Annotated in this window: 19 protein-coding genes and 1 tRNA gene; 6 read left to right on the top strand and 14 right to left on the bottom strand. The window is 71.4% G+C overall.

Translation table 11 applies throughout. From position 1 onward, the window contains the following. Positions 1-64: 64 nt before the first annotated feature. From IF45_RS0113290 to IF45_RS0113270, 5 genes are all read right to left on the bottom strand, one after another. Positions 65-793, bottom strand: a complete 729-nt coding sequence (locus IF45_RS0113290; protein WP_010644559.1) for a class E sortase — start codon at positions 791-793, stop codon at positions 65-67. A 28-nt stretch (positions 794-821) separates the two neighbouring features. Further along, positions 822-2,123, bottom strand: a complete 1,302-nt coding sequence (locus IF45_RS0113285; protein WP_030307543.1) for a class E sortase — start codon at positions 2,121-2,123, stop codon at positions 822-824. Next, positions 2,120-2,758, bottom strand: a complete 639-nt coding sequence (locus IF45_RS0113280; RefSeq protein WP_030307542.1) for an aminodeoxychorismate/anthranilate synthase component II — start codon at positions 2,756-2,758, stop codon at positions 2,120-2,122. The genes IF45_RS0113285 and IF45_RS0113280 overlap by 4 nt, the downstream gene beginning before the upstream one ends. Then, a complete protein-coding gene (locus IF45_RS33890; RefSeq protein ID WP_255246246.1) occupies positions 2,755-2,889 on the bottom strand; it encodes a hypothetical protein in 135 nt (44 codons plus the stop codon). The genes IF45_RS0113280 and IF45_RS33890 overlap by 4 nt, the downstream gene beginning before the upstream one ends. Positions 2,890-3,175: 286 nt before the next feature. Continuing rightward, a complete protein-coding gene (locus tag IF45_RS0113270) occupies positions 3,176-3,958 on the bottom strand; it encodes a DUF881 domain-containing protein (RefSeq protein WP_174905212.1) in 783 nt (260 codons plus the stop codon). A gap of 142 nt (positions 3,959-4,100) precedes the next feature. Between IF45_RS0113270 and crgA the strand changes: the two genes are divergently transcribed. Beyond that, positions 4,101-4,355 carry a cell division protein CrgA gene (gene crgA, locus IF45_RS0113265; RefSeq protein WP_003949347.1) on the top strand — a complete coding sequence of 85 codons (255 nt, stop codon included), beginning with the start codon at positions 4,101-4,103 and terminating at the stop codon, positions 4,353-4,355. Positions 4,356-4,722: 367 nt separating this feature from the next. Here the strand turns inward: crgA and IF45_RS0113260 are convergent, their stop codons facing one another. After that, positions 4,723-5,622, bottom strand: coding sequence for a rhomboid family intramembrane serine protease (locus IF45_RS0113260; protein ID WP_026235273.1), 900 nt, complete (start codon positions 5,620-5,622; stop codon positions 4,723-4,725). A 143-nt stretch (positions 5,623-5,765) separates the two neighbouring features. After that, entirely contained in the window at positions 5,766-6,299 is a 534-nt protein-coding gene (locus IF45_RS0113255; RefSeq protein WP_003949349.1) for a peptidylprolyl isomerase, read from the bottom strand. Between the two features lie 340 nt (positions 6,300-6,639). Here IF45_RS0113255 and IF45_RS0113250 point away from each other — a divergent pair, with 340 nt between their 5' ends. Further along, entirely contained in the window at positions 6,640-7,368 is a 729-nt protein-coding gene (locus tag IF45_RS0113250; protein WP_003949350.1) for a DUF5324 family protein, read from the top strand. Positions 7,369-7,621: 253 nt separating this feature from the next. On the opposite strand, the gene IF45_RS0113245 is transcribed toward IF45_RS0113250, so the two are convergent. Further along, positions 7,622-8,725, bottom strand: coding sequence for an ABC transporter permease (locus tag IF45_RS0113245; protein WP_030307537.1), 1,104 nt, complete (start codon positions 8,723-8,725; stop codon positions 7,622-7,624). Between the two features lie 209 nt (positions 8,726-8,934). Between IF45_RS0113245 and IF45_RS0113240 the strand changes: the two genes are divergently transcribed. Next, positions 8,935-9,597, top strand: a complete 663-nt coding sequence (locus tag IF45_RS0113240; RefSeq protein ID WP_030307535.1) for a TetR/AcrR family transcriptional regulator — start codon at positions 8,935-8,937, stop codon at positions 9,595-9,597. A gap of 303 nt (positions 9,598-9,900) precedes the next feature. Here the strand turns inward: IF45_RS0113240 and IF45_RS0113235 are convergent, their stop codons facing one another. The 3 genes from IF45_RS0113235 to IF45_RS0113225 all read right to left on the bottom strand — a co-directional run bounded on the left by IF45_RS0113235 (position 9,901) and on the right by IF45_RS0113225 (position 11,575). Then, a complete protein-coding gene (locus IF45_RS0113235) occupies positions 9,901-10,104 on the bottom strand; it encodes a cold-shock protein (protein WP_008410919.1) in 204 nt (67 codons plus the stop codon). A 302-nt stretch (positions 10,105-10,406) separates the two neighbouring features. After that, positions 10,407-11,186 carry a PAQR family membrane homeostasis protein TrhA gene (trhA, locus tag IF45_RS31370; protein WP_030307533.1) on the bottom strand — a complete coding sequence of 260 codons (780 nt, stop codon included), beginning with the start codon at positions 11,184-11,186 and terminating at the stop codon, positions 10,407-10,409. A gap of 56 nt (positions 11,187-11,242) precedes the next feature. Further along, the gene (locus IF45_RS0113225) at positions 11,243-11,575 is read right to left on the bottom strand and encodes a MerR family transcriptional regulator (RefSeq protein WP_003949355.1); all 333 of its coding nucleotides are present in this window, start codon (positions 11,573-11,575) and stop codon (positions 11,243-11,245) included. Positions 11,576-12,391: 816 nt separating this feature from the next. On the opposite strand from IF45_RS0113225, the gene IF45_RS0113220 reads away from it, so the two are divergent. After that, positions 12,392-12,784, top strand: a complete 393-nt coding sequence (locus IF45_RS0113220; protein WP_003949356.1) for an ATP-binding protein — start codon at positions 12,392-12,394, stop codon at positions 12,782-12,784. A 102-nt stretch (positions 12,785-12,886) separates the two neighbouring features. On the opposite strand, the gene IF45_RS0113215 is transcribed toward IF45_RS0113220, so the two are convergent. Continuing rightward, a tRNA-Ala gene (locus IF45_RS0113215) sits at positions 12,887-12,959 on the bottom strand. A 220-nt stretch (positions 12,960-13,179) separates the two neighbouring features. On the opposite strand from IF45_RS0113215, the gene IF45_RS0113210 reads away from it, so the two are divergent. Beyond that, complete coding sequence (locus IF45_RS0113210; RefSeq protein WP_003949358.1) at positions 13,180-13,728, top strand: helix-turn-helix domain-containing protein; 549 nt, start codon at positions 13,180-13,182, stop codon at positions 13,726-13,728. A gap of 53 nt (positions 13,729-13,781) precedes the next feature. Continuing rightward, positions 13,782-15,143 (top strand): serine/threonine protein kinase, encoded by a 1,362-nt coding sequence (locus tag IF45_RS0113205; RefSeq protein WP_003949359.1) that lies wholly within the window; start codon positions 13,782-13,784, stop codon positions 15,141-15,143. Here IF45_RS0113205 and IF45_RS0113200 read toward each other — a convergent pair. Beyond that, positions 15,130-16,422: a hypothetical protein gene (locus tag IF45_RS0113200; RefSeq protein WP_030307531.1), complete on the bottom strand. Its 1,293-nt coding sequence runs from the start codon at positions 16,420-16,422 to the stop codon at positions 15,130-15,132. The genes IF45_RS0113205 and IF45_RS0113200 overlap by 14 nt on opposite strands. Beyond that, entirely contained in the window at positions 16,419-18,353 is a 1,935-nt protein-coding gene (locus IF45_RS34265) for a vWA domain-containing protein (RefSeq protein ID WP_157846483.1), read from the bottom strand. The genes IF45_RS0113200 and IF45_RS34265 overlap by 4 nt, the downstream gene beginning before the upstream one ends. Between the last annotated feature and the right edge of the window lie 186 nt (positions 18,354-18,539).

Genomic DNA, 18,539 nt, shown 5'->3' with positions numbered 1-18,539 from the left:
CCGGATGATCGGTGCCGGGGCTTCGTCGTGGGCGGGGGCGGGAGCGCATGGCCCGCCGGGGGGGCTAGCCCAGTTCGGCCGGCGGGGTGCGCTGGTTGTCGACCTTCTCGACGCGGTCCAGTTCGCCCCAGACGATGTAGCGGTAGTCCGAGGTGTACACCGGCGTGCAGGTGGTGAGGGTGATGTACCGGCCGGGCTTCTCGGCGCCGGACTCCTTCGGGACGGCGTCCAGGACCTCCACGTTGTACTTCGAGGTCTCGGGGAGGATCGCGAACGTCTTGTAGACGTACCAGGAGTCCTTCGTCTCGAAGACGATCGGGTCGCCCTTCTTGATCTTGTCGATGTTGTGGAACTTGGCACCGTGGCCGTCGCGGTGGGCCGCCAGGGTGAAGTTGCCCTTGTCGTCGGAGGGGAGCGCCGACTTCACCGGGTCCGTGTAGTAGCCGGCGACGCCCTTGTTGAGGATGGAGCCCTCGGTGCCCTTCTTGACGAGCACCTCGCCGTTCTTCATCGCCGGGACGTGGAGGAAGCCCACACCGTCCTTGGTGTCGAGCGCCCCGGGGCCGCCCGCCCAGCGGTCGCGCACCGCGTCACCCTGCTTGCCGGCCTCGCGGTCGGCGACGACGTTGGTCCACCAGAGGGAGTAGGCGACGAAGAGGCCGAGGACGACGCCCGCGGTGATCAGCAGCTCGCCGAAGACCCCGACCGTGGTCGCGATGATGCCGCGCTTGCGTCTGCGCGGTGCGGTGACGGACTCCTCGCCCGTCCTGTCCTGCGTCTTCGTCGCTGCCACTGACCCTGCCCCGTCCGTCCGGTCCGACTCAATCGACGAGCGCATCGGGCTTGCCCTTGCTGCGCGGCCGTTCCTCGACCATCTTGCCCCAGACGATCATCCGATACGTACTGGTGAATTCCGGGGTGCAGGTGGTGAGCGTGAGGTACCGGCCCGGCTCGGTGAACCCCGATCCGGCGGGCACGGGGTCGATGACGGCCGTGTTGGACGGGGGAGTCTGCGGCAGGATGCTCGCCATCTCGTACACGTAGTAGGTGTCCTGGGTCTCCACCACGATCGGGTCGCCCGGTGTGAGCCGATTGATGTACCGGAAGGGCTCGCCGTGGGTGTTCCGGTGGCCCGCGACGGCGAAGTTGCCCTCCTTCGCGCTGGGCAGGGCCGTCTTCAGGGCGCCCTCCGCGTAGTGGCCGGCCATGCCGCGGTCGAGGACGCGCTGCTTGTCGATGCCGGAGGCGACCGGGACGACGACGTCCAGCTTCGGTATGTGCAGGATCGCGAAGCCCTGACCGGCCTGGAACGCCCCCGGCTTCCGCTTCCCCTGCTCCCAGTCCTGCTGGAGGTTGTGGGCGGCGCCGTCGGCCTGCTGCTGGGCGCGGACGTTGGTCCACCAGAGCTGGTAGGTGACGAAGAGCAGCATCAGAACGCCGATGGTGATGAAGAGCTCACCGACCGCCCGGCTGGCGACGGTGGCGGCGCTCGGCTTCCGGGCCCGCTCGGCCCGGCGCGCCTCGACGCGGGTGCGCGGGCGCTCCGGGGGCTCGCCCCCGCCCCCCGGGGTTCCGGACGCCTCGGGCGCGGGGGCCCCGGCGCGGCGGCGGCCCGTGCCCCGGCGTCCGCCCGGCCTGGCGTTCCGCTTGGCCGCCTTCCGCCGGGCTGCCCGGCCGCCCTCGGCACCGGCGGCGGTGGTGGTGGCTGGCGGGGTCTCGTCGCGTTCCTCGTCCGTTCGGGCGGGGTCGGCCGCCCGGAGCGCCATCGTCTCGTCGTCCCGGGGAGCCTCCGGAACGGGCCTGTACGGCTCCTCGGCGACTTCCGGTGCCGGGTAGGTCTCCGGGGAGGCGGTCCAGCCGGGGCCGCCCTCGTACGGGGAATGTCCGACGTAGGCGTCGTCCTGCGGGGGCGCCGCGTAGGCGTCGGCGGGAAGCTGCGCGTACGGGTCGGCGGGGGGAGGCTGGGGCGCGGAGAGGTCGTGGCCCTGGACTTGCTGCGGGGGCTGTTCGGCGCGGAACCACGGGGAGCTGTGGCCGCCGGCCAGCACGTCGGGGAGCGGGTCCGTGAGCGGGTCGACCGGCCCCCCGGCGGCCGACTCGCGCTCGGGCCGCAGTGCGGTCACTCCGTGGCCTTGCCCACCACCGGCGCGAGCCCGCTCGACCGGCCGACGGCCCCGGTGTCCCCGCACTCCGCCAGCCAGTTGGCGAGCATGAGGTGCCCGTGTTCGGTGAGGACCGACTCGGGGTGGAACTGGACGCCCTCGACGGGCAGTGTCCGGTGGCGGATGCCCATGATGATGCCGTCGGCGGTGCGGGCGGTGACCTCCAGCTCCTCGGGCACGCGCAGGGGCTCCGCCGCCAGCGAGTGGTACCGGGTGGCGATGAAGGGCGAGGGGAGCCCCGCGAAGACCCCGCGGCCCTCGTGGAAGACCGGGGAGGTCTTGCCGTGGAGCAGTTCCGGCGCCCGGTCCACCACGCCGCCGTAGGCGACCGCCATCGACTGCATACCGAGGCAGACGCCGAAGACGGGGACGCCGGTCTCCGCGCAGTGGCGGACCATCTCGATGCAGACGCCCGCCTGCTCGGGGGCGCCGGGCCCGGGCGAGAGGAGGACGCCGTCGAAGCCGTCCTGGGCGTGGGAGGTCCGCACCTCGTCGTTCCGCACGACCTCGCACTCGGCACCGAGCTGGTAGAGGTACTGGACGAGGTTGAAGACGAAGCTGTCGTAGTTGTCGACGACCAGAATGCGTGCGCTCATCGGTGGGCCCCCTGGGCGTCGTCCACGGTCACGTCGTTGAACGGGAGCAGGGGCTCGGCCCACGGAAAGACGTACTCGAAGAGCGCGTAGACCACAGCGAGGGCGAGAATCAGAGAGATGAACGCCCTCACCCAGGCATTGCCCGGCAGATGCCGCCAGATCCAGCCGTACATGCCGTCCCCACTTGTCCTGCCGCTCGCGATGGTTGACCGCTGGGCATACCGACTCACGTAGTTGCTGCACCAGACTAAAGGGATCAGCCATCTCCCCGGGGCGTCCCGGCGGATTGCGGGACTTGCCACATCGCCGGGCGGGCGCGGGGAGCTGATGTTTCACGTGAAACGGGGGATGTTTCACGTGAAACCACCACGATGTTTCACGTGAAACATCGAGCGGGCCCGCAGGGTGGGGCCTGCTTCAGGAGGCCGGCTTCGCGTAGTGCAGGTCGACGGTGCCGGAGTAGCCGTCAAGCTTGGTCTTCCCGGCGTCCTCGACCTTCCAGCCGAGGCCGTAGGCGTTGACGTAGAGCATGTAGTTCTGGATCTCGGGGGACTCGGCGAGCGCCTGCTTGAGCTTCTCCTGGTCGCCGACGGCGGTGACGTTGTACGGCGGGGAGTAGACGCGGCCCTGGAGGATCAGGGTGTTGCCGACGCAGCGGACCGCGCTGGTGGAGATCAGCCGCTGGCCCATGACCTCGATGCCCGTGGCGCCGCCCTTCCAGAGGGCGTTCACCACGGCTTGCAGGTCCTGCTGGTGGATCACCAGGTCGTTCGGGTGGGGCTCGGGGTAGCCGGGGAGCTTGGCGGTGGCGTCGGGCGGGGCGTCGTCCAGGGTGACGGAGACGGAGGGGCCGGAGATCGGCTTGGTCCCGGCGGACTTCTCCAGGGCGCCGAGTTTCGCGTCCTCGGCCTCGGTGCTGCCGTCGTCGCGCTCGGCGAGCGCCTCGACCTTCTTGCGCAGCGCACTGTTGGCCTCGTCCAGCTCGCCATTCTTGTGGCTGCGGTCCCGGATGAGGTCCGAGAGCTTCAGCAGCGCGGTATCGGTCCGGATATTGGTCCCCCGCGCCGTGTTGAAGCTGGTCACGAAGATCAGACCGGCCAGCGCGAAGACGCCCACGGTGAGAAGACGCACGGGACGCCAGCGGAATCGCCCACGGTCAGGACTGGAGTCCGCGTGGGGTGAGTCGGCAGAATTGCTCAACGTACCCTTGCTCTCCTTCGGCACCACGGAAGCACTACGCTAACGGACGGCCGGGGGAGACCACACCGCCCCGGGCCGTCCGCCCGGAGCCAGCCCCCGTCCCCCTGCGCGGCCACGCAGCGCATCGACAGGAGAGACCCTCGTGCCGAAGTCACGTATCCGCAAGAAGGCTGATTACACGCCGCCCCCGGCGAAGCAGTCCACCGAGATAAAGCTGACCAGTCGCAGCTGGGTGGCACCGGTGATGCTCGCCCTGTTCCTGATCGGCCTGGCGTGGATCGTCGTCTTCTACCTGACGGACGGCAGCCTGCCGATCGACGCCTTCGGCAACTGGAACATCGTCATCGGCTTCGGCTTCATCGCGGCCGGCTTCGGCGTCTCCACCCAGTGGAAGTAGCCGACCGGCCCGCAGCACTTCCGGCCCGCTGAGGCAAGCCCTGCCCCAAGCTATCCACTGGGTTATCCACACCTGGGGAAAAGGTCGGAAGATCTGTGGATAACTCATCTGCGGTTGACGCCGATATGACTGGCCGCCGATACGTAGGACCTCTGTTCGCCCCTTGCCCCTCCTGGAAACCACCAGGTCAGAGGCGAGGGGCGACGGCGTTCCGCACCCCGTGCACAAGATCCGGCACAGACTGTGGATAACCCTCGCCTCGAGATTCGAACATGTGTACAACTATGGCGTGTCGCTCCCCCGGACGGGTTGTGCACACCGCGATGTGCACAACCGGCCGCAGATCTCTGCTACGGGCGGCAAGCCCTCAGGTCAGCGCCATCGTCCGGACGACGATCATGACCAGGACGACCACCAGGACGGCACCGCAGGTCCCCCACTGGATCAGCGCCCGGCGCCCGCGCGGCGCGTGGACCATGGCGTAGCCGATGATCGCTCCCGCGACCAGACCGCCGACGTGCGCCTCCCAGGCGATCCTGGGGGCCAGCACCGTGAAGACGAGGTTCAGCGCGACCAGGACGAGGACGGGACGCAGGTCCTGGTTGAGCCGCCGCATCAGGACGACGGTGGCGCCCATCAGCCCGAAGACCGCGCCCGAGGCGCCGAGCGAGGGCTGCTGGGGAGCGGCGATGACGTAGGTGAGCGCGCCGCCGGCCAGGCCGGAGATCAGGTAGAGCGCCAGGTACCGGACGCGTCCGAGGGCTGCCTCCAGCGGTCCGCCGAGCCACCAGAGCAGGAGCATGTTGGAGGCGAAGTGCAGGAACTCCTGGTGGGCGAAGACCGAGGTGATCAGCCGGTACCACTCGCCGGCCGCCACCCCCATGACCGGCTCCCAGCCGAACTCCGGCGGCGGGAAGGCGCCGACCAGCATCAGGTGCGCCACGAACTCGTCGCCCAGCACCAGGACGGCGAGGAAGACGGCGGCGTTGATCCCCAGCAGGATCTTGGTGAGGAGCCGGGGGTCGGCCGTGATGGTGCCGCCGGCGATGGTGCGCGGCGCGTTCACCGCGGAGGAGCCGGTGCCCGAGCCGCCGCGGACGCAGTCGGGGCACTGGAAGCCGACCGAGGCGCTGACCATGCACTCGGGGCAGATGGGCCGCTCGCAGCGGACGCAGCTGATCCCGGTCTCACGGTCCGGGTGGCGGTAGCAGCCGGGCAGGCTGTGGGCGTCACGCGCGCCAGGCGCTCCTGATGGGCCCTGATCCATGGGATCTCTTCCCCTCACAACATTCCTCGTACGGCGTCCCGGACCGCGCGGTCAACGCGCCGCCCCGCCCATCCTCTGTACGGATGGGCGGGGCGGAAAGGTTCCCTGCGCGGATTCACCGGCGAGCGGTGAACCGTGGGGGATCAGCCCTCGCGGTTCTCCACCACGACCGACTCGATGACCACGTCGTTGACGGGGCGGTCGGTGCGCGGGTTGGTCTGGACGGCGGCGATCTCGTCGACCACCTTCTGGCTCGCCGGGTCCACGACCTCACCGAAGATGGTGTGCTTGTTGGTCAGCCAGGCGGTGGGCGCGACGGTGATGAAGAACTGCGAGCCGTTGGTGCCCGGGCCGGCGTTGGCCATGGCCAGCAGGTAGGGCTTGTTGAAGGCGAGGTCCGGGTGGAACTCGTCGGCGAACTGGTAGCCGGGGCCACCGGTGCCGTTGCCCAGCGGGTCGCCGCCCTGGAGCATGAAGCCGCTGATCACCCGGTGGAAGACTGTGCCGTCGTACAGTTTGTCGGACGTCTTCTGGCCGGTCTCCGGGTTCGTCCACTCCTGCTCACCCGTGGCGAGCCCGACGAAGTTCTTGACCGTCTTCGGCGCGTGGTTCGGGAAGAGCCGCACGTTGATGTCGCCGTGGTTGGTCTTCAGGGTGGCGTAAAGCTGCTCAGCCACGATCTGCCTTCCGTTGTCCTCTGTGACCCACCGATCCTCGCACGGACCGGACGTGCCGGGCACTTCACTCCTCCGATTCGGGCGATTACCTCCCAGGGGCACCCCGTATGCGGCAACACCCCAGGAGTGGGCCGCCGAAGAGCGGGCACGCGCGGTGCAGAGGGCCGCCGCGAGGAACCGATCGCGGCACAGCATGACCCGGATGCCTGTCCCTGTGTGCTGTGGGCCCTGAGGGAAGGCATCATCGCGAAAAGGGTGGAAAGGCGAGCTATTCGGTGAACTATTCGCCTTCTGGGGCATACCCCAGGCACTCACATACGCCACCGAGGAGGAGGAACCCGTGACCCGCATCGACAGCGTGCGCGCCGCGACCGGCTCGGCGAAGGAGAGCGCGCGGCACGCCGCGGAGGCGGTGGCTCCCTACGCCGAAACAGCCAAGGAACGCGCCGCCCACCTCAGCCATGAGGCCCGCGTCCGGCTCGCACCCAAGGTCTCGCTGGCGGCCGCCCAGGCAGCCGACCAGGCCCGTCTCCGCTACGACGCCCACCTGGCGCCGCATGTGGAGCACGCTCTCGCCCATGTCCCGCCCAAGGTCGACGAGGTCGCGCACAAGGCGGCCGTGCACACCAAGCGGGCCGCCCACCAGGCCGCCGCCTACTCCCGGCCGCGGCTGGAGCAGGCCGTGGCCGCCGCCCAGCCGGCCCGCGAGGAGGCGGCCGCCCGGTCCGCCGCCGCGCTGGCCGCCCTGCGCGGACAGGTGAGCGCCCAGCAGATCGAGAAGCTGGCCCGTAAGCAGCAGCGCAAGGGTCGCGGCAAGCGGTTCGCCGTCTCGATCCTGGTGCTCGGGGCCGTGTCGGGTGCCGCGCTCGCCGCCTGGAAGTGGTGGGACAAGCAGGCCAACCCGGACTGGCTGGTGGAGCCCCCGGCGCCGACCGAGGTCCCGGACGGCCCGCCGCTGACCTCCGTGGACGGCACCGGCCAGGGCCTCCTCGATCCCGAGGTACGCGCCAAGCAGGCCGACGCCGAGGCAGACAGCCTGGACGAGGAGGGCGGGTCGAGGTCGGCCTGATCCGACTGGCCGGCCCGGGACGCATCGCCAGGCCGGCTCCGTGAGGGCGGGGTCCGAAGAACTCCTTCGGACCCCGCCCTCACGGCTGCGCCGGGCTTCGCGTCGGGGCGATGTTTCACGTGAAACATCGCCCCGATGCGAGCGCGTGCGTGCTGGGCACGCCCGGGTCCCGGACAACGAGGAGGGGCTGGATGTTTCACGTGAAACATCCAGCCCCTCCTCGTGCGCGCCGCCCTCCGGGGCAGACGCAGAATCAGGCGGTGGCCACCTCAGCCTGCTTCTCCTCCGTGCCGCGTCCTCCTCGCCGGTCGGCCAGGAGGATGAGGAGCAGGCCGATCACGGCCCAGGCCGCGAGGACGGCCACCGGTCCGCCCGCGCCCGTACCGTCGAAGAAGCCGTTGGCCCGCAGCAGGCTGCCGGAGGCACCCGGCGGCATGAGCTGGCCCAGGGTGGCCCAGCCGTTGGGCAGCCAGTGGGCGCCGGTCGCCAGCCCCGAGAGGGAGTTGCCGACGAACATCATCACGACGATGCCCGCGCCCAGCCCGACGAAGCCGAAGAGGGATTCCAGCCCGAGGAAGGGGAGCGTCAGCGCCGCCATACCGAGGGAGAGGCCCAGCGCCGTCGTCCAGTAGGTGCCGTCGACCGAGCCGAAGCCGAACTGGATGATGGCCGCCAGGGCGAAGCCGGCGGCCAGAGCGAAGAGGACCGCGCCGGTGAGGCGGAGCCGCAGCCCGCCGTGGCCCGGGAAGAGCCGCACCATCGCCACCGCCGGGAGCACACCGCCGATGATCATCGGCAGGGCGGCCGCCGTCAGCCCGGCGCCGTTCGGGTCGTCCTCGGGGAAGGGCACCACGTTCTCCGTCGTCGCCTCCATGCCCTGCTGGGCGGCGACGGCGTTGCCGATGCCGTTGATCGCGGCGGAGCTGGGGTTGCCCGCGGCGCTCGCCGTGTAGACGGTGAGGGTCTGGCCGTCCGGGGCGAAGCCGCCCATCACGTCGCGGTCGTGTATCGCCTGGGTCAGGGCGTCGGTGCTCGGGTAGGAGGTGACCTCCCAGCCGTCCGGCTGGCGCTGGTCGAGCTGCTTGCCGAGCGCCTCCGCGGCGGCCTGCGGACCCACCAGGCCCACGGGCACGTGGTGCGGGCCGCCGTTCACCGCGGGGAGGCCGAAGACGACCAGCATCGCGGAGAGCACCCCGGTGAGGACGAGGACCACCGGCAGCAGCTTCTTCGCCGCCCCCTTGCCGGAGCCGCCTCCCTCGCCCCGCACCTCACGGTCCCCCTCGTCCGCCGGAGCCACGGAGGCTCCGCCGTCGGGGTGCCGGGAGCCGGGTTCGTTCTCGTGAGGTGTGGAAGCCATGAGCCGGGCCTTTCGTGGGACGTCGCAGCTGACCACCAGGCCATGCGCCGGAACCGGAGAGGGACAGGGAGAAAGAGGGGAGGGGAGGGAGCGCGTCGGCCTCAGGGGCCGGGACGCGGACGGCACATCACCGGACCGCTCGCCTCCGCGCCCACCATACAACTCAGCAAGCGATGAATTCACCAGGGGCTGAGTTATATCCTGGCCGTATGACCCTCCCGCGCTCCACGCCGCCCGAGCCGCAACCGCAGCCCCCGGAAACGCCGCAACCGCCGCAGCGCCATCCGGGTGGCCGCCGGCCGGGGGAGAACCGCACCCGCGAGCAGATCCTGGACGCCGCACGGGAGTGCTTCGCGGAGCGCGGTTACGACGCGACGAGCGTGCGTCGCATCGCGGAGACAGCGGGAGTCGACCAAGCACTGGTCCACCACTTCTACGGAACGAAGGAGAAGCTCTTCCTGAACGCCCTGGAGATCCCGTTGCGGATGCCGGAGGCGCTCGCGGAGGCGGCCGCCGGTGACCGCGTCGGTCTGGGCTCGCGCATCGTGCTGGCCCACCTGCGGGTCTGGGAGGACGCGTCCGCCCGTCCCGCCATGATGACCACGCTACGCTCGGCCGCCACACACCGCTCGGCGGCCGCCGTCCTGCGCGACTACGCGAAGGGATCGATCCGCGAGGCGCTGGGCAAGGTCATCACGGGCGAGGACGTGGAACTGCGCATCGCCCTGATCGCCACCACCCTGATCGGCCTCTCCCTCACGCGCCACCTCGTCCGCCTGGACCCCGTCCCGGACACGTCCCCCCAGGAACTGGCCGCCCGCCTCGGCCCCGTCATCGACCTGCACCTCGATCCGGTGACCCCGGCCGCCTGACCGGTGGCGCGATGTTTCACGTGAAACATCGCGCCCGCACAGGACGAACCCAGCCAGCCAGTACCGGGCGAAGCGCGGCACGCCTGATGAGCCCCATGGCAGCAGCCATGCGGCGCTGAAGCGGGCAGCTACGTGACCGAATTCCCTGAACACCCGGGGAACGTATTCATGCGGCGCATTTCGCCGATCGGCGCCGCCCGATGAACATGCGAATTCGCCGCACACAAACGAAGGCGCGCAGCCTCCGCTGAACCTGTCGCTACTGCCGGAAATAAGGGCCGCAGGTACAAAGCTTTTCAGGCGTCAGGACGGAACGATATTCTCGGCCGTCGGACCTTTAGGACTCATGACAATGTCGAAGGTGACCTTCTGCCCTTCGAGCAGCTCAAGGGAGTCCTGGGCGGCGATGTTGGAGAAGTGGGCGAACACGTCGGCGCCACCGCCGTCCTGCGTGATGAAGCCGAAGCCCCTGGCCGGGTGGAACCACTTGACTGTGCCGGACGCCATGTCGTCTCTCCTCTGGGGGCAGAACGCCGGCGCCGCGATTCGCGGATACCGGGTCGCCGCGACGATGTCCCGACGGGGCGTTGGAATGCGGCAATCACACTGCAACTGAGGTCGACAGTAGCATGCGGAAAGTTCAGTACTCGCAGGCCTGTTTGCGCTCTGGTTGCGCCCGTAGAAACACTCTTCGCGCGGCACACTAAACCCTGACCCGGCCGCAAGAGATATCGATGCACCCCGAGTGAAGAGAAGTTTCCGCGACGAAAGCGAGCGCTTTTCACAGGGCCGGACGCGGGACGGCCCGATCAGGTGGCTCCCAGGAGGATGGCGGCGTAGTGCGAGGCGAAGGCGGCGATGGTGAGCGTGTGGAAGACCTCGTGGAAGCCGAACCAGCGCGGCCAGGGGTCGGGGCGCTTGAGGCCGTACACGGTGGCGCCCGCCGTGTAGAGCAGCCCCCCGGCAACGACGAGGGCGACGACCGCGGTGCCGCCGGCCTGTGCGAAGTCGGGGAGGTAGAAAACCGCGGCCCAGCCCAGGGCGATGTAGCACACGGTGTAGAGCCAGCGCGGGGCGTTGATCCAGAGGACGCGGAAAGCCATGCCGACTGCGGCTCCGCCCCAGACCAGCGACAGCAGCACCTTCTGTTGTCCCGTCGGCAACAGCAGTACGGCCAGAGGCGTGTAGGTGCCCGCGATGATCAGGAAGATGTTCGCGTGATCCAGACGCCGCAGGACGGCTTCCCCGCGCGGGCCCCAGGTTCCTCTGTGGTAGAGCGCGCTGGTGCCGAACAACAGGCAGGCCGAGAGCGCGTAGACCGAGAAGGCGTCGACTGCGGCGGCCGAGCGGGCGAGGGTGATCAGGACAATGCCCCCGGCCAGCGCGAGAGGGAACACGCCCGCGTGCAACCAGCCCCGCATTCTTGGCTTCAGCACGGCGGCCGCCCGCTCCAGCGCGTCCTCCGGCTCACCGCCGCTCGGCGGGGTGGGCGCGCCGGGCCGCGCACCGGCTGCGGGAGCACGGCGGGCGTCGGAGGGATACCGGCGGTCGCGGCTCCGTGCCGCCGGACGGGTGTTCTCAGCAGTCATGTGTTCATGCGGGGAATCGGAGAAGGGACAACGTGGCGGGTCGCCACGACCCCGGATCAGGCACCGGTCGCAGGCGGGGCTGCCGCGCGGCGGTACTCGGCATTGATGCGTCGGGCTTCTTCGAGCTGGTCCTCGAGGATGATGATGCGGCAGGCCGCTTCGATGGGCGTGCCCTGGTCGACGAGTTCCCGGGCCCGGGCGGCGATGCGCAACTGGTAGCGGGAGTAGCGGCGGTGTCCGCCCTTGGATCTCAGCGGGGTGATCAGGCGGGCTTCTCCGATGGCCCGGAGGAAGCTCTGTGTGGTCCCGAGCATTTCGGCGGCCCGGCCCATCGTGTAGGCGGGGTAGTCGTCGTCGTCGAGACGGCCGAACGAATCGTCTGCTGTCATTGCACCTCTCTGGAACACGTGGAGGGGTCCTGGTGCCGTGTGGCACCAGGACCCCGAAGGAACAACTACACCATCTGCCGGCCTTGATCCTGCGCCGGCCTTCTGTTTCCGCCGGTCCGGCCAACATTCTGCCGGGCCTGCGGGGATCGCGGTTGCTTGACCGGAGACCACCTCGCTGTCGATGTCCTGCGGTACCCGGGCCGAGAAACCCGCCCGGGCGATCCTGATGGTGCCTCGAACCTCCGATTTCCCTCTGGATGGATCGCTTACTGCTTCCTGCGGTGGTGCGAACTGCACGTGGCCTGTCGGAGCGCCACTCCCTCAACAGGCAGCCCCGGCCGGACAGGCCCAGAGCCACACTGCCGTCACGCTCGGTGCGCGCGCCCGCAGCCGGCGCCTTCACCGAGGTATTGCGCACTGCGTCTGCTGCCGCCGCTCAGAAGCGCGGCGTTTCCGCGGCAGCCCCTGGGTGATGCGGGCCGCCTGGTGCGGGGGCCAGTCCCGTCGCCTTCCTGCAACAACGCTGGCTTCGGAACTCCGCCCCCGCACCGTCCTGCGTACAGAGCTGCGGTACTGCTGCCTGGCAGTTCGTCTCTGCCAGCCTTGGTCGATCTCGGCTACGGGAAAAACCATAACCACCACACGACCGAATGTCTACTGTGGCGGTCATAGATTTCCGCGTGTCTCGCAGTGAGGTAATCAGCCCCGTCCGACTGTGGAAGTCTGTCGTCAGCTCGGTTGCCGAGCAGCGCACCAGGGCACGAGAAGGAACACCGCAGGAGTCGGCAGCAGCCCGACCCAGGACCAGGGGGACCCATGGACACGATGAGCGCCGAGGTCGACGCTGTGCACACCGAGGCGTCCACCGCCGCCGACGCACGCGGAACCACCCGGACCTTCGTCGGCAATCTGGAGCCGTCCGTCACGCCCGAGGCGGCCGACGCGGCGGTCCTGGTCGTCTCCGAACTCGTCACCAACGCTCTGCGCCACGGCGGGGGGACGTGCAGGCTGGACCTCACCGCACACCCGGACGGCATCGAGGTGGCCGTACACGACCGCAGCCCTCGCGCGCCGCGCATGCGCACCCCCGACCTGACGGGCCGGACCGGAGGGTTCGGATGGCCCATGGTCAAAAGCCTGAGCCGGGCCACCGCTGTCAGCCCCCGGGCAGGCGGCGGCAAGACCGTCAGCGCACTCCTCGCCCGATAGCACCGACGCCACGACGGACCGGCGTGGGCACGGTGTTGCCCGGATGCACGAGAAGAGGGCCCCCGACCCGCGTTTCCGCAGGTCGGGGGCCCTCTTGGGGAGTGGAGCCTAGGAGAGTCGAACTCCTGACATCTGCCATGCAAAGACAGCGCTCTACCAACTGAGCTAAGGCCCCGGGGGACGGGACGTGTGCGGGAGGCACCCGTCGGCGTCGACCGGCACCAAGAGTACCGGTTCCCCGGTCGATCTCGCCAAAACAGTTCGCTCCCTGGTCTCGCGGCCCTGTCGAGCCGGATGTGCCGTACGGGCGAGGAAGGCGGTGAAGAGGGACTCCCGGGCGCAGACCACGCTCCGTAAGATGCTGGCGAGGTTCGCAGCAGCGAAGGGGAGTGGGCATGGACGCAGCGCAGCAGGAAGCGACCGCCAGAGCGCGGGAGCTCCAGCGGAACTGGTACGGGGAGCCGCTGGGGGCGCTGTTCCGGCGGCTCATCGACGACCTCGGGCTCAACCAGGCCCGGCTCGCCTCCGTCCTCGGGCTCTCCGCCCCGATGCTCTCCCAGCTGATGAGCGGGCAGCGCGCCAAGATCGGCAACCCGGCGGTGGTCCAGCGGGTGCAGCTGCTCCAGGATCTCGCCGGCCAGGTCGCCGACGGCAGCGTCAGCGCGGGGGAGGCGAGCGCGCGGATGGACGAGATCAAGAAGTCGCAGGGCGGCTCGGTCCTCTCCCAGACCGGGCAGACCGCGACCGGCTCCGGCGCCCCCACGGTCAAGCGCGTGGTGCGCGAGATCCAGTCGCTGCTGCGGTCGGTCGCGGCGGCCGGGGACATCATCGACGCCGCCGACACCCTCGCCCCCACCCACCCGGAACTGGCAGAGTTCCTGCGGGTGTACGGCGCCGGGCGCACCGCCGAGGCGGTCGCCCACTACGAGTCGCACCAGAACTGACGGCCACCGGCCGGCGGACGAGTCGCACGGACGCACGGGGAGCATGGCGCACCATGGGTGAGGTCTTCGCGGGCCGGTACGAACTGGCCGATCCGATCGGGCGGGGCGGGGTCGGCGCCGTCTGGCGCGCCTGGGACCACCGCAGGCGGCGGTACGTGGCGGCCAAGGTGCTCCAGCAGAGCGATGCCCACACCCTGCTGCGGTTCGTGCGTGAGCAGGCGCTGCGGATCGACCATCCGCACGTGCTCGCCCCGGCCAGCTGGGCGGCCGACGACGACCAGGTCCTGTTCACCATGGACCTGGTCGGCGGCGGCTCGCTCGCCCATCTCATCGGGGACTACGGGGCGTTGCCGTCGCACTTCGTCGCCCTCCTCCTCGACCAGCTGCTCGCGGGTCTCGCCGCCGTGCACGCCGAGGGCGTGATCCACCGGGACATCAAGCCGGCCAACATCCTTCTGGAGGCCACCGGTTCGGGCCGCCCGCACCTGCGCCTGTCGGACTTCGGCATCTCCATGCGCCAGGGCGAACCGCGTCTCACCGAGACCAACTACGTCGTCGGCACCCCGGGTTACTTCGCTCCCGAGCAACTGCTGGGGGCGGAACCCGACTTCACCGCCGACCTGTTCGCGGTCGGCCTGGTCGCGCTCTACCTCCTCCAGGGCCGCAAGCCCGACTCCCAGGCGCTGGTGGAGCACTTCGCGGCCCACGGGACGCCGAGCGCCCCCGAAGGGATCCCCGAGCCGCTCTGGCAGGTCGTCGCCACCCTCCTCCAGCCCGATCCGCAGGCCCGTTTCCGCACCGCCACCGGCGCCCGCAAGGCCCTCGCCTCGGCGTCCGAGCTGCTGCCCGGGCCGGGGGCCGAGGAGGAGCCGGTCGAGGTCTTCGACCAGATCGGCCCGCTGCCGCCGGGGTTCGGTCCCGACGGGCCCGAGGCCAAGGCGAGCGAGGCCGCAGACCAGGCCCAGGCCCAGACTCAGACCCCCGGAGCGACGAATCCCGCCGCCGCACCGGAGCGGCCCTCCACCGACGGTTTCCCCCTCGCCCCGCCCGCGCCCCCGGCTCAGGACCCCACGTTCGTCCCGGCCCAGGCGCCCACCGCCTCGGTCCACCAGCCCGCCCCCACGGCACCCCCGGCGGCCCCCGCGCCGGTGTACGCCGACACCCGCCCGTACACGGCGCCCGGCCAGCCGCACCCCGGGCAGCAGCCCCCGTTCCCGGCCCAGCCCGGCTACGGCTACCCGCAGGCCCCGCCGCAGGGCTACGGCTACCCGCCGCCCGGCTCTCCCGCGCCGTACCCGCAGGCTCCGGCCGCGACGCCGACGCGCCCCGGCCCGTCGCCGAAGATCGCCGTACCGGTGCTCCTGGTCGCCCTGGTCTGTCTGGCCGTCGGCTTCTGGGCCCTCACCCAGACCTGACCCGGCTCCCGGCCGCACCGCGTCGCGCCACCCAGAACCACACGCCGAGCCCCACCAGGAGCACGGTGCCGGTGCCGATCCCGGAGACGGCGACCACGGCCATCGTCTCGCCGCGCGCCACCTCGGCGTCGCTGCGGCCCGCCTCGGCGGCCTCCCGTTCCCGGTCGCCGACCTGGAAGGGCCCGGCGTCCCCGGCGTACCGGGGCCCGGCGACCGGCTCCCCCTGCACCCGGACCCGGAGCGTGACCCCGAAGTCGTCGCCCCGGAAGACCTCGGCCATCTTCGGGGAGAGGGTGAGCTGCACGTAGTACCAGCCCGCGAAGCGCGCGCCCTTGACGGAGGGGGCGGAGGCGTGGCGGTTCTCGTACGCGACCGGCTGGAGCGGTTCGGACGCGAGGGTCTGGGGGCTGCCGTTGAAGAGCAGGGAGCCGTCGTCGACGGGGCCGAAGGCCGGGTTGTAGAGGGCCGTCTCCAGGGCGGAGGAGACGTAGGCCATGGACTTGTCGGTGGTGGCGCTGCCGAGTTCCGGTTCGACGTAGAGCCGCTGGCCCCAGTCGACGGGCACCCGGTAGAAGGTCGTCCCGCCCGGTTTCAGGCGGGTCTTGAAGCTGCCGTCGCCCAGGGCGACGGCGTCGTTGAAGCCGGTGCCGCCGGGCCGGGCGACGGGTTCGCCGCCGGGCACGTCGGCCGGGGCGTCGGTGGGGCTCGGCGAGGGCGCCTCGGTGGGGCCGCCCTTGCCCTGGACCGCGGGCTCGGTGAGCAGCCGCAGTTCGAGCTCCCAGGGCTCCTGCGCTGATGTCCCGCCGGTCTCCCGCTCGACGACCAGGAAGTACGGTCCGGCCTCCTGACAGGTTCCGCCGTCCGGCTTGACGGCGCGTACCGCCTGCGCGGCCAGCGGGCGCGGGTAGGCGGCCGAGCCGAACCGCGTGTCCCCCGTGCCGCACTGGTTGTCGCGCCGGTCCCGCAGGGTCACGGTGAGCCGGTCCCGCGTGCCCACCTTCGCCCCGGACTTCGGCACCGCGACCGCCGAGGCGTACGCGTACGAGGTGGCGTCCAGGTCGACGGCGTAGTACAGCTCCTCGCCCGGGCCGATCTGCGAGCGGTAGGGCCGCCCGGCCGCCAGGGTGTGCGCGTCGGTGCTGCTCACCTCCCCGGCCACCCGCGCGGCCCCGTCGGCGAAGACGTACGGGGAGGTGCCGCCCTCCGCCTGCGCCGGGGCCGTGCCCAGCACCGCCGCCGCCAGCGCCAGACCCGCCGCGCCGAGACCGCGCCCTCTCATGCTGTGCCACCCCTCGTCGGACCGCCCGCGCCCCGCCCGGCACGGCGCCGGGCGACCAGGGCCGCGGCCGCCACCACGAGCAGCGCCAGTGCGCCGCCCGCCGCCGCGAGCACCCACGGCGAGGGCCATCCTGCCTCCTCGGCGGCGGCCGTGTCCTTCACCGGCGGCGCCTCCTCGGCCCCGGCACCGGCGGCGGGAGCCTCGTCGGGGGTGTCGGCCGCGGCCGGGGCGTCCTTCTGGGGCCCGGCCAGTTCGGTGCCGGCCACCTCGACGCGGAGCACCACGCCGACCGCCGGATTCTCCGCGAACGTCGCGGTGTTCGGCCCGAGCGAGATGGCGAGGTAGTAGTCCCCGGCCGCGCGCACCGGCTTGACGTGGGCGGCCGGCTCCCAGCGGTTGGTCCAGGTCACCGGAACGGTGCCGTGGTCGAGGACGGACGGCTTGCCGAAGTACCCCTGGTAGTCGCTGAACTCCGTGCCCGTGCCGACCGGCGCCCGCGAGGGCGCGTAGAGCGAGGTGGAGACGAAGGAGCGGCGGATGACCAGGTCGTCGTGGTCGACGGTCGGCTCGTTGCCGAAGTCGACGGTGTAGCGGAGCTGCTGGCCCCAGCCGGCCTTCACCTTGTACCAGCGGGTCTGCGCGGGCAGCAGCCCGTCCTTCCAGACACCCTCGCCGATCCGTACCGCGTCGTTGAAGCCGGTACCGCCGGTGACGGCCTTCGCCGGGCCGTCGACGCGCGGCACCCGGTCCTTGGAGATCTCCCCGAACTCCGTGGCGGACTGGGCCGGTACGGTCCCCGCGGCGAGCGGCTCCTCGACCGCCATCCGCAGCTCCAGCGGCCACCGCGCCTGGTCGGAGCCCTTGGCGGAGACCCGCTCGACCTCCAGGTGGTACGTGCCGGCCTTGTCGCAGGCGGCGTTGGCCTTCGCGGTCGGGACGCGGCTGACGGCGCCGCTGACCGGCAGGGCGCCCTCGTCCTGGCGGAAGGTGGCCCGGGTGCTGTCGCAGACCGTCGGGAACTGACCGGAGGTGTGCACCCGCAGCTCCAGCCCGTCGGAGTACCCGACCGGAACCCCCGGCTGCGGTACGGCCGTCACGCCGAAGTCGGCGGTGCCGGTCGCGTCCAGTCCGGCGGCGTACCAGCGGGTCTCCCCCGGGCCGATGGAGTCGAGGTACTGGCCGGGCCCGACCGTGGGAGCCCCCTTCGCCGAGGCCGCGCCCTCGATCGGCTCGCCCTTGAACTGGTAGCCCCCGGCGGAGAGTTCGGCGGCGCGCTGCAACTGGCGGGCGAGGGCCTCGGCGTCCGGCGCGTCGTAGTAGGCGCCGTGTCCGGCCTCCGCGACGCAGGTCAGCTCCGCGCGGGCCTTGCCCTTCACCTGGAAGCCGATGGCGTCGATCCGAAGGTCGAGACCGGACTCGGCCAGCTCCTCGGCGGCCTCGCAGGGCGGCGGGGAACCGCAGTTGTCCTCCCCGTCGGAGATGAGCAGCACGGTGCGGCGGCCGACCGCGCCCGACTCCGGCTCGGGCAGGTCGGCGACGGCCTTGCGGAGGGAGAGCCCGATCGGGGTGTCGCCCTTGGGCTCGACGCCGGCCACCGCCTTCTTCATGGCGTCCCGGTCCAGCGGCTCGACGGGCCGGGCGAGCCGGGTGTCCGTGCAGCCGCTCGTCCGGTCGGCGCCGTAGACCCTCAGCCCGGTCGGGTAGCCGTCGGGAAGGCTGTCGACCACGGTGCCGACCGCGTCCCGGGCCGCCTCGATCCGGGTACGTCCGCCGCCCGCCTGGTCGGCCATGGAGCCGGAGGAGTCGAGGACCATGACGAGGCCACCGGCCCCGGGGGCCGGTTCGGCGGTGGCGGGCGGGCCCGTGGCCAGGGCGCCGACCACCCCGGCAAGGAGTACCGCCGCCGTCCGGCGGCCGAGCCGAGCCTTCACCGTTCCCCCTGTCCCGCGCGGGCCGGGGCCCGCGCCGTCACCCCACCGGCTTCTTTGCTCACGCAAGCTATTGATTTGCGAGGGCGAACTCAAGGGCCCGGCCCGTCACGGAACCGCAACAACGGGCGCCCTACGCCAGAGCCGCGCCGCCCGCATCCCGGACCGGCCCCCGCCCGCCCCCGGACA

It is taken from the genome of Streptomyces albidoflavus (genome assembly GCF_000719955.1).
GTDB classification, from domain to species: domain Bacteria; phylum Actinomycetota; class Actinomycetes; order Streptomycetales; family Streptomycetaceae; genus Streptomyces; species Streptomyces albidoflavus.
The sequence above is the reverse complement of the archived record's forward strand: the minus strand, read 5'-3'. Positions and strand labels throughout refer to the sequence as shown.

What these genes read in the sequence shown, in the direction of transcription:
- IF45_RS0113280 (WP_030307542.1), bottom strand. Translation starts at nt 2,758, where the DNA reads ATGAGCGCACGCATTCTGGTCGTCGACAACTACGACAGCTTCGTCTTC.
- IF45_RS0113260 (WP_026235273.1), bottom strand. Translation starts at nt 5,622, where the DNA reads ATGGATCAGGGCCCATCAGGAGCGCCTGGCGCGCGTGACGCCCACAGC.
- IF45_RS0113245 (WP_030307537.1), bottom strand. Translation starts at nt 8,725, where the DNA reads ATGGCTTCCACACCTCACGAGAACGAACCCGGCTCCCGGCACCCCGAC.
- IF45_RS0113240 (WP_030307535.1), top strand. Translation starts at nt 8,935, where the DNA reads ATGACCCTCCCGCGCTCCACGCCGCCCGAGCCGCAACCGCAGCCCCCG.
- IF45_RS0113235 (WP_008410919.1), bottom strand. Translation starts at nt 10,104, where the DNA reads ATGGCGTCCGGCACAGTCAAGTGGTTCCACCCGGCCAGGGGCTTCGGC.
- trhA (WP_030307533.1), bottom strand. Translation starts at nt 11,186, where the DNA reads ATGACTGCTGAGAACACCCGTCCGGCGGCACGGAGCCGCGACCGCCGG.
- IF45_RS0113225 (WP_003949355.1), bottom strand. Translation starts at nt 11,575, where the DNA reads ATGACAGCAGACGATTCGTTCGGCCGTCTCGACGACGACGACTACCCC.
- IF45_RS0113220 (WP_003949356.1), top strand. Translation starts at nt 12,392, where the DNA reads ATGGACACGATGAGCGCCGAGGTCGACGCTGTGCACACCGAGGCGTCC.
- IF45_RS0113210 (WP_003949358.1), top strand. Translation starts at nt 13,180, where the DNA reads ATGGACGCAGCGCAGCAGGAAGCGACCGCCAGAGCGCGGGAGCTCCAG.
- IF45_RS0113205 (WP_003949359.1), top strand. Translation starts at nt 13,782, where the DNA reads ATGGGTGAGGTCTTCGCGGGCCGGTACGAACTGGCCGATCCGATCGGG.
- IF45_RS0113200 (WP_030307531.1), bottom strand. Translation starts at nt 16,422, where the DNA reads ATGAGAGGGCGCGGTCTCGGCGCGGCGGGTCTGGCGCTGGCGGCGGCG.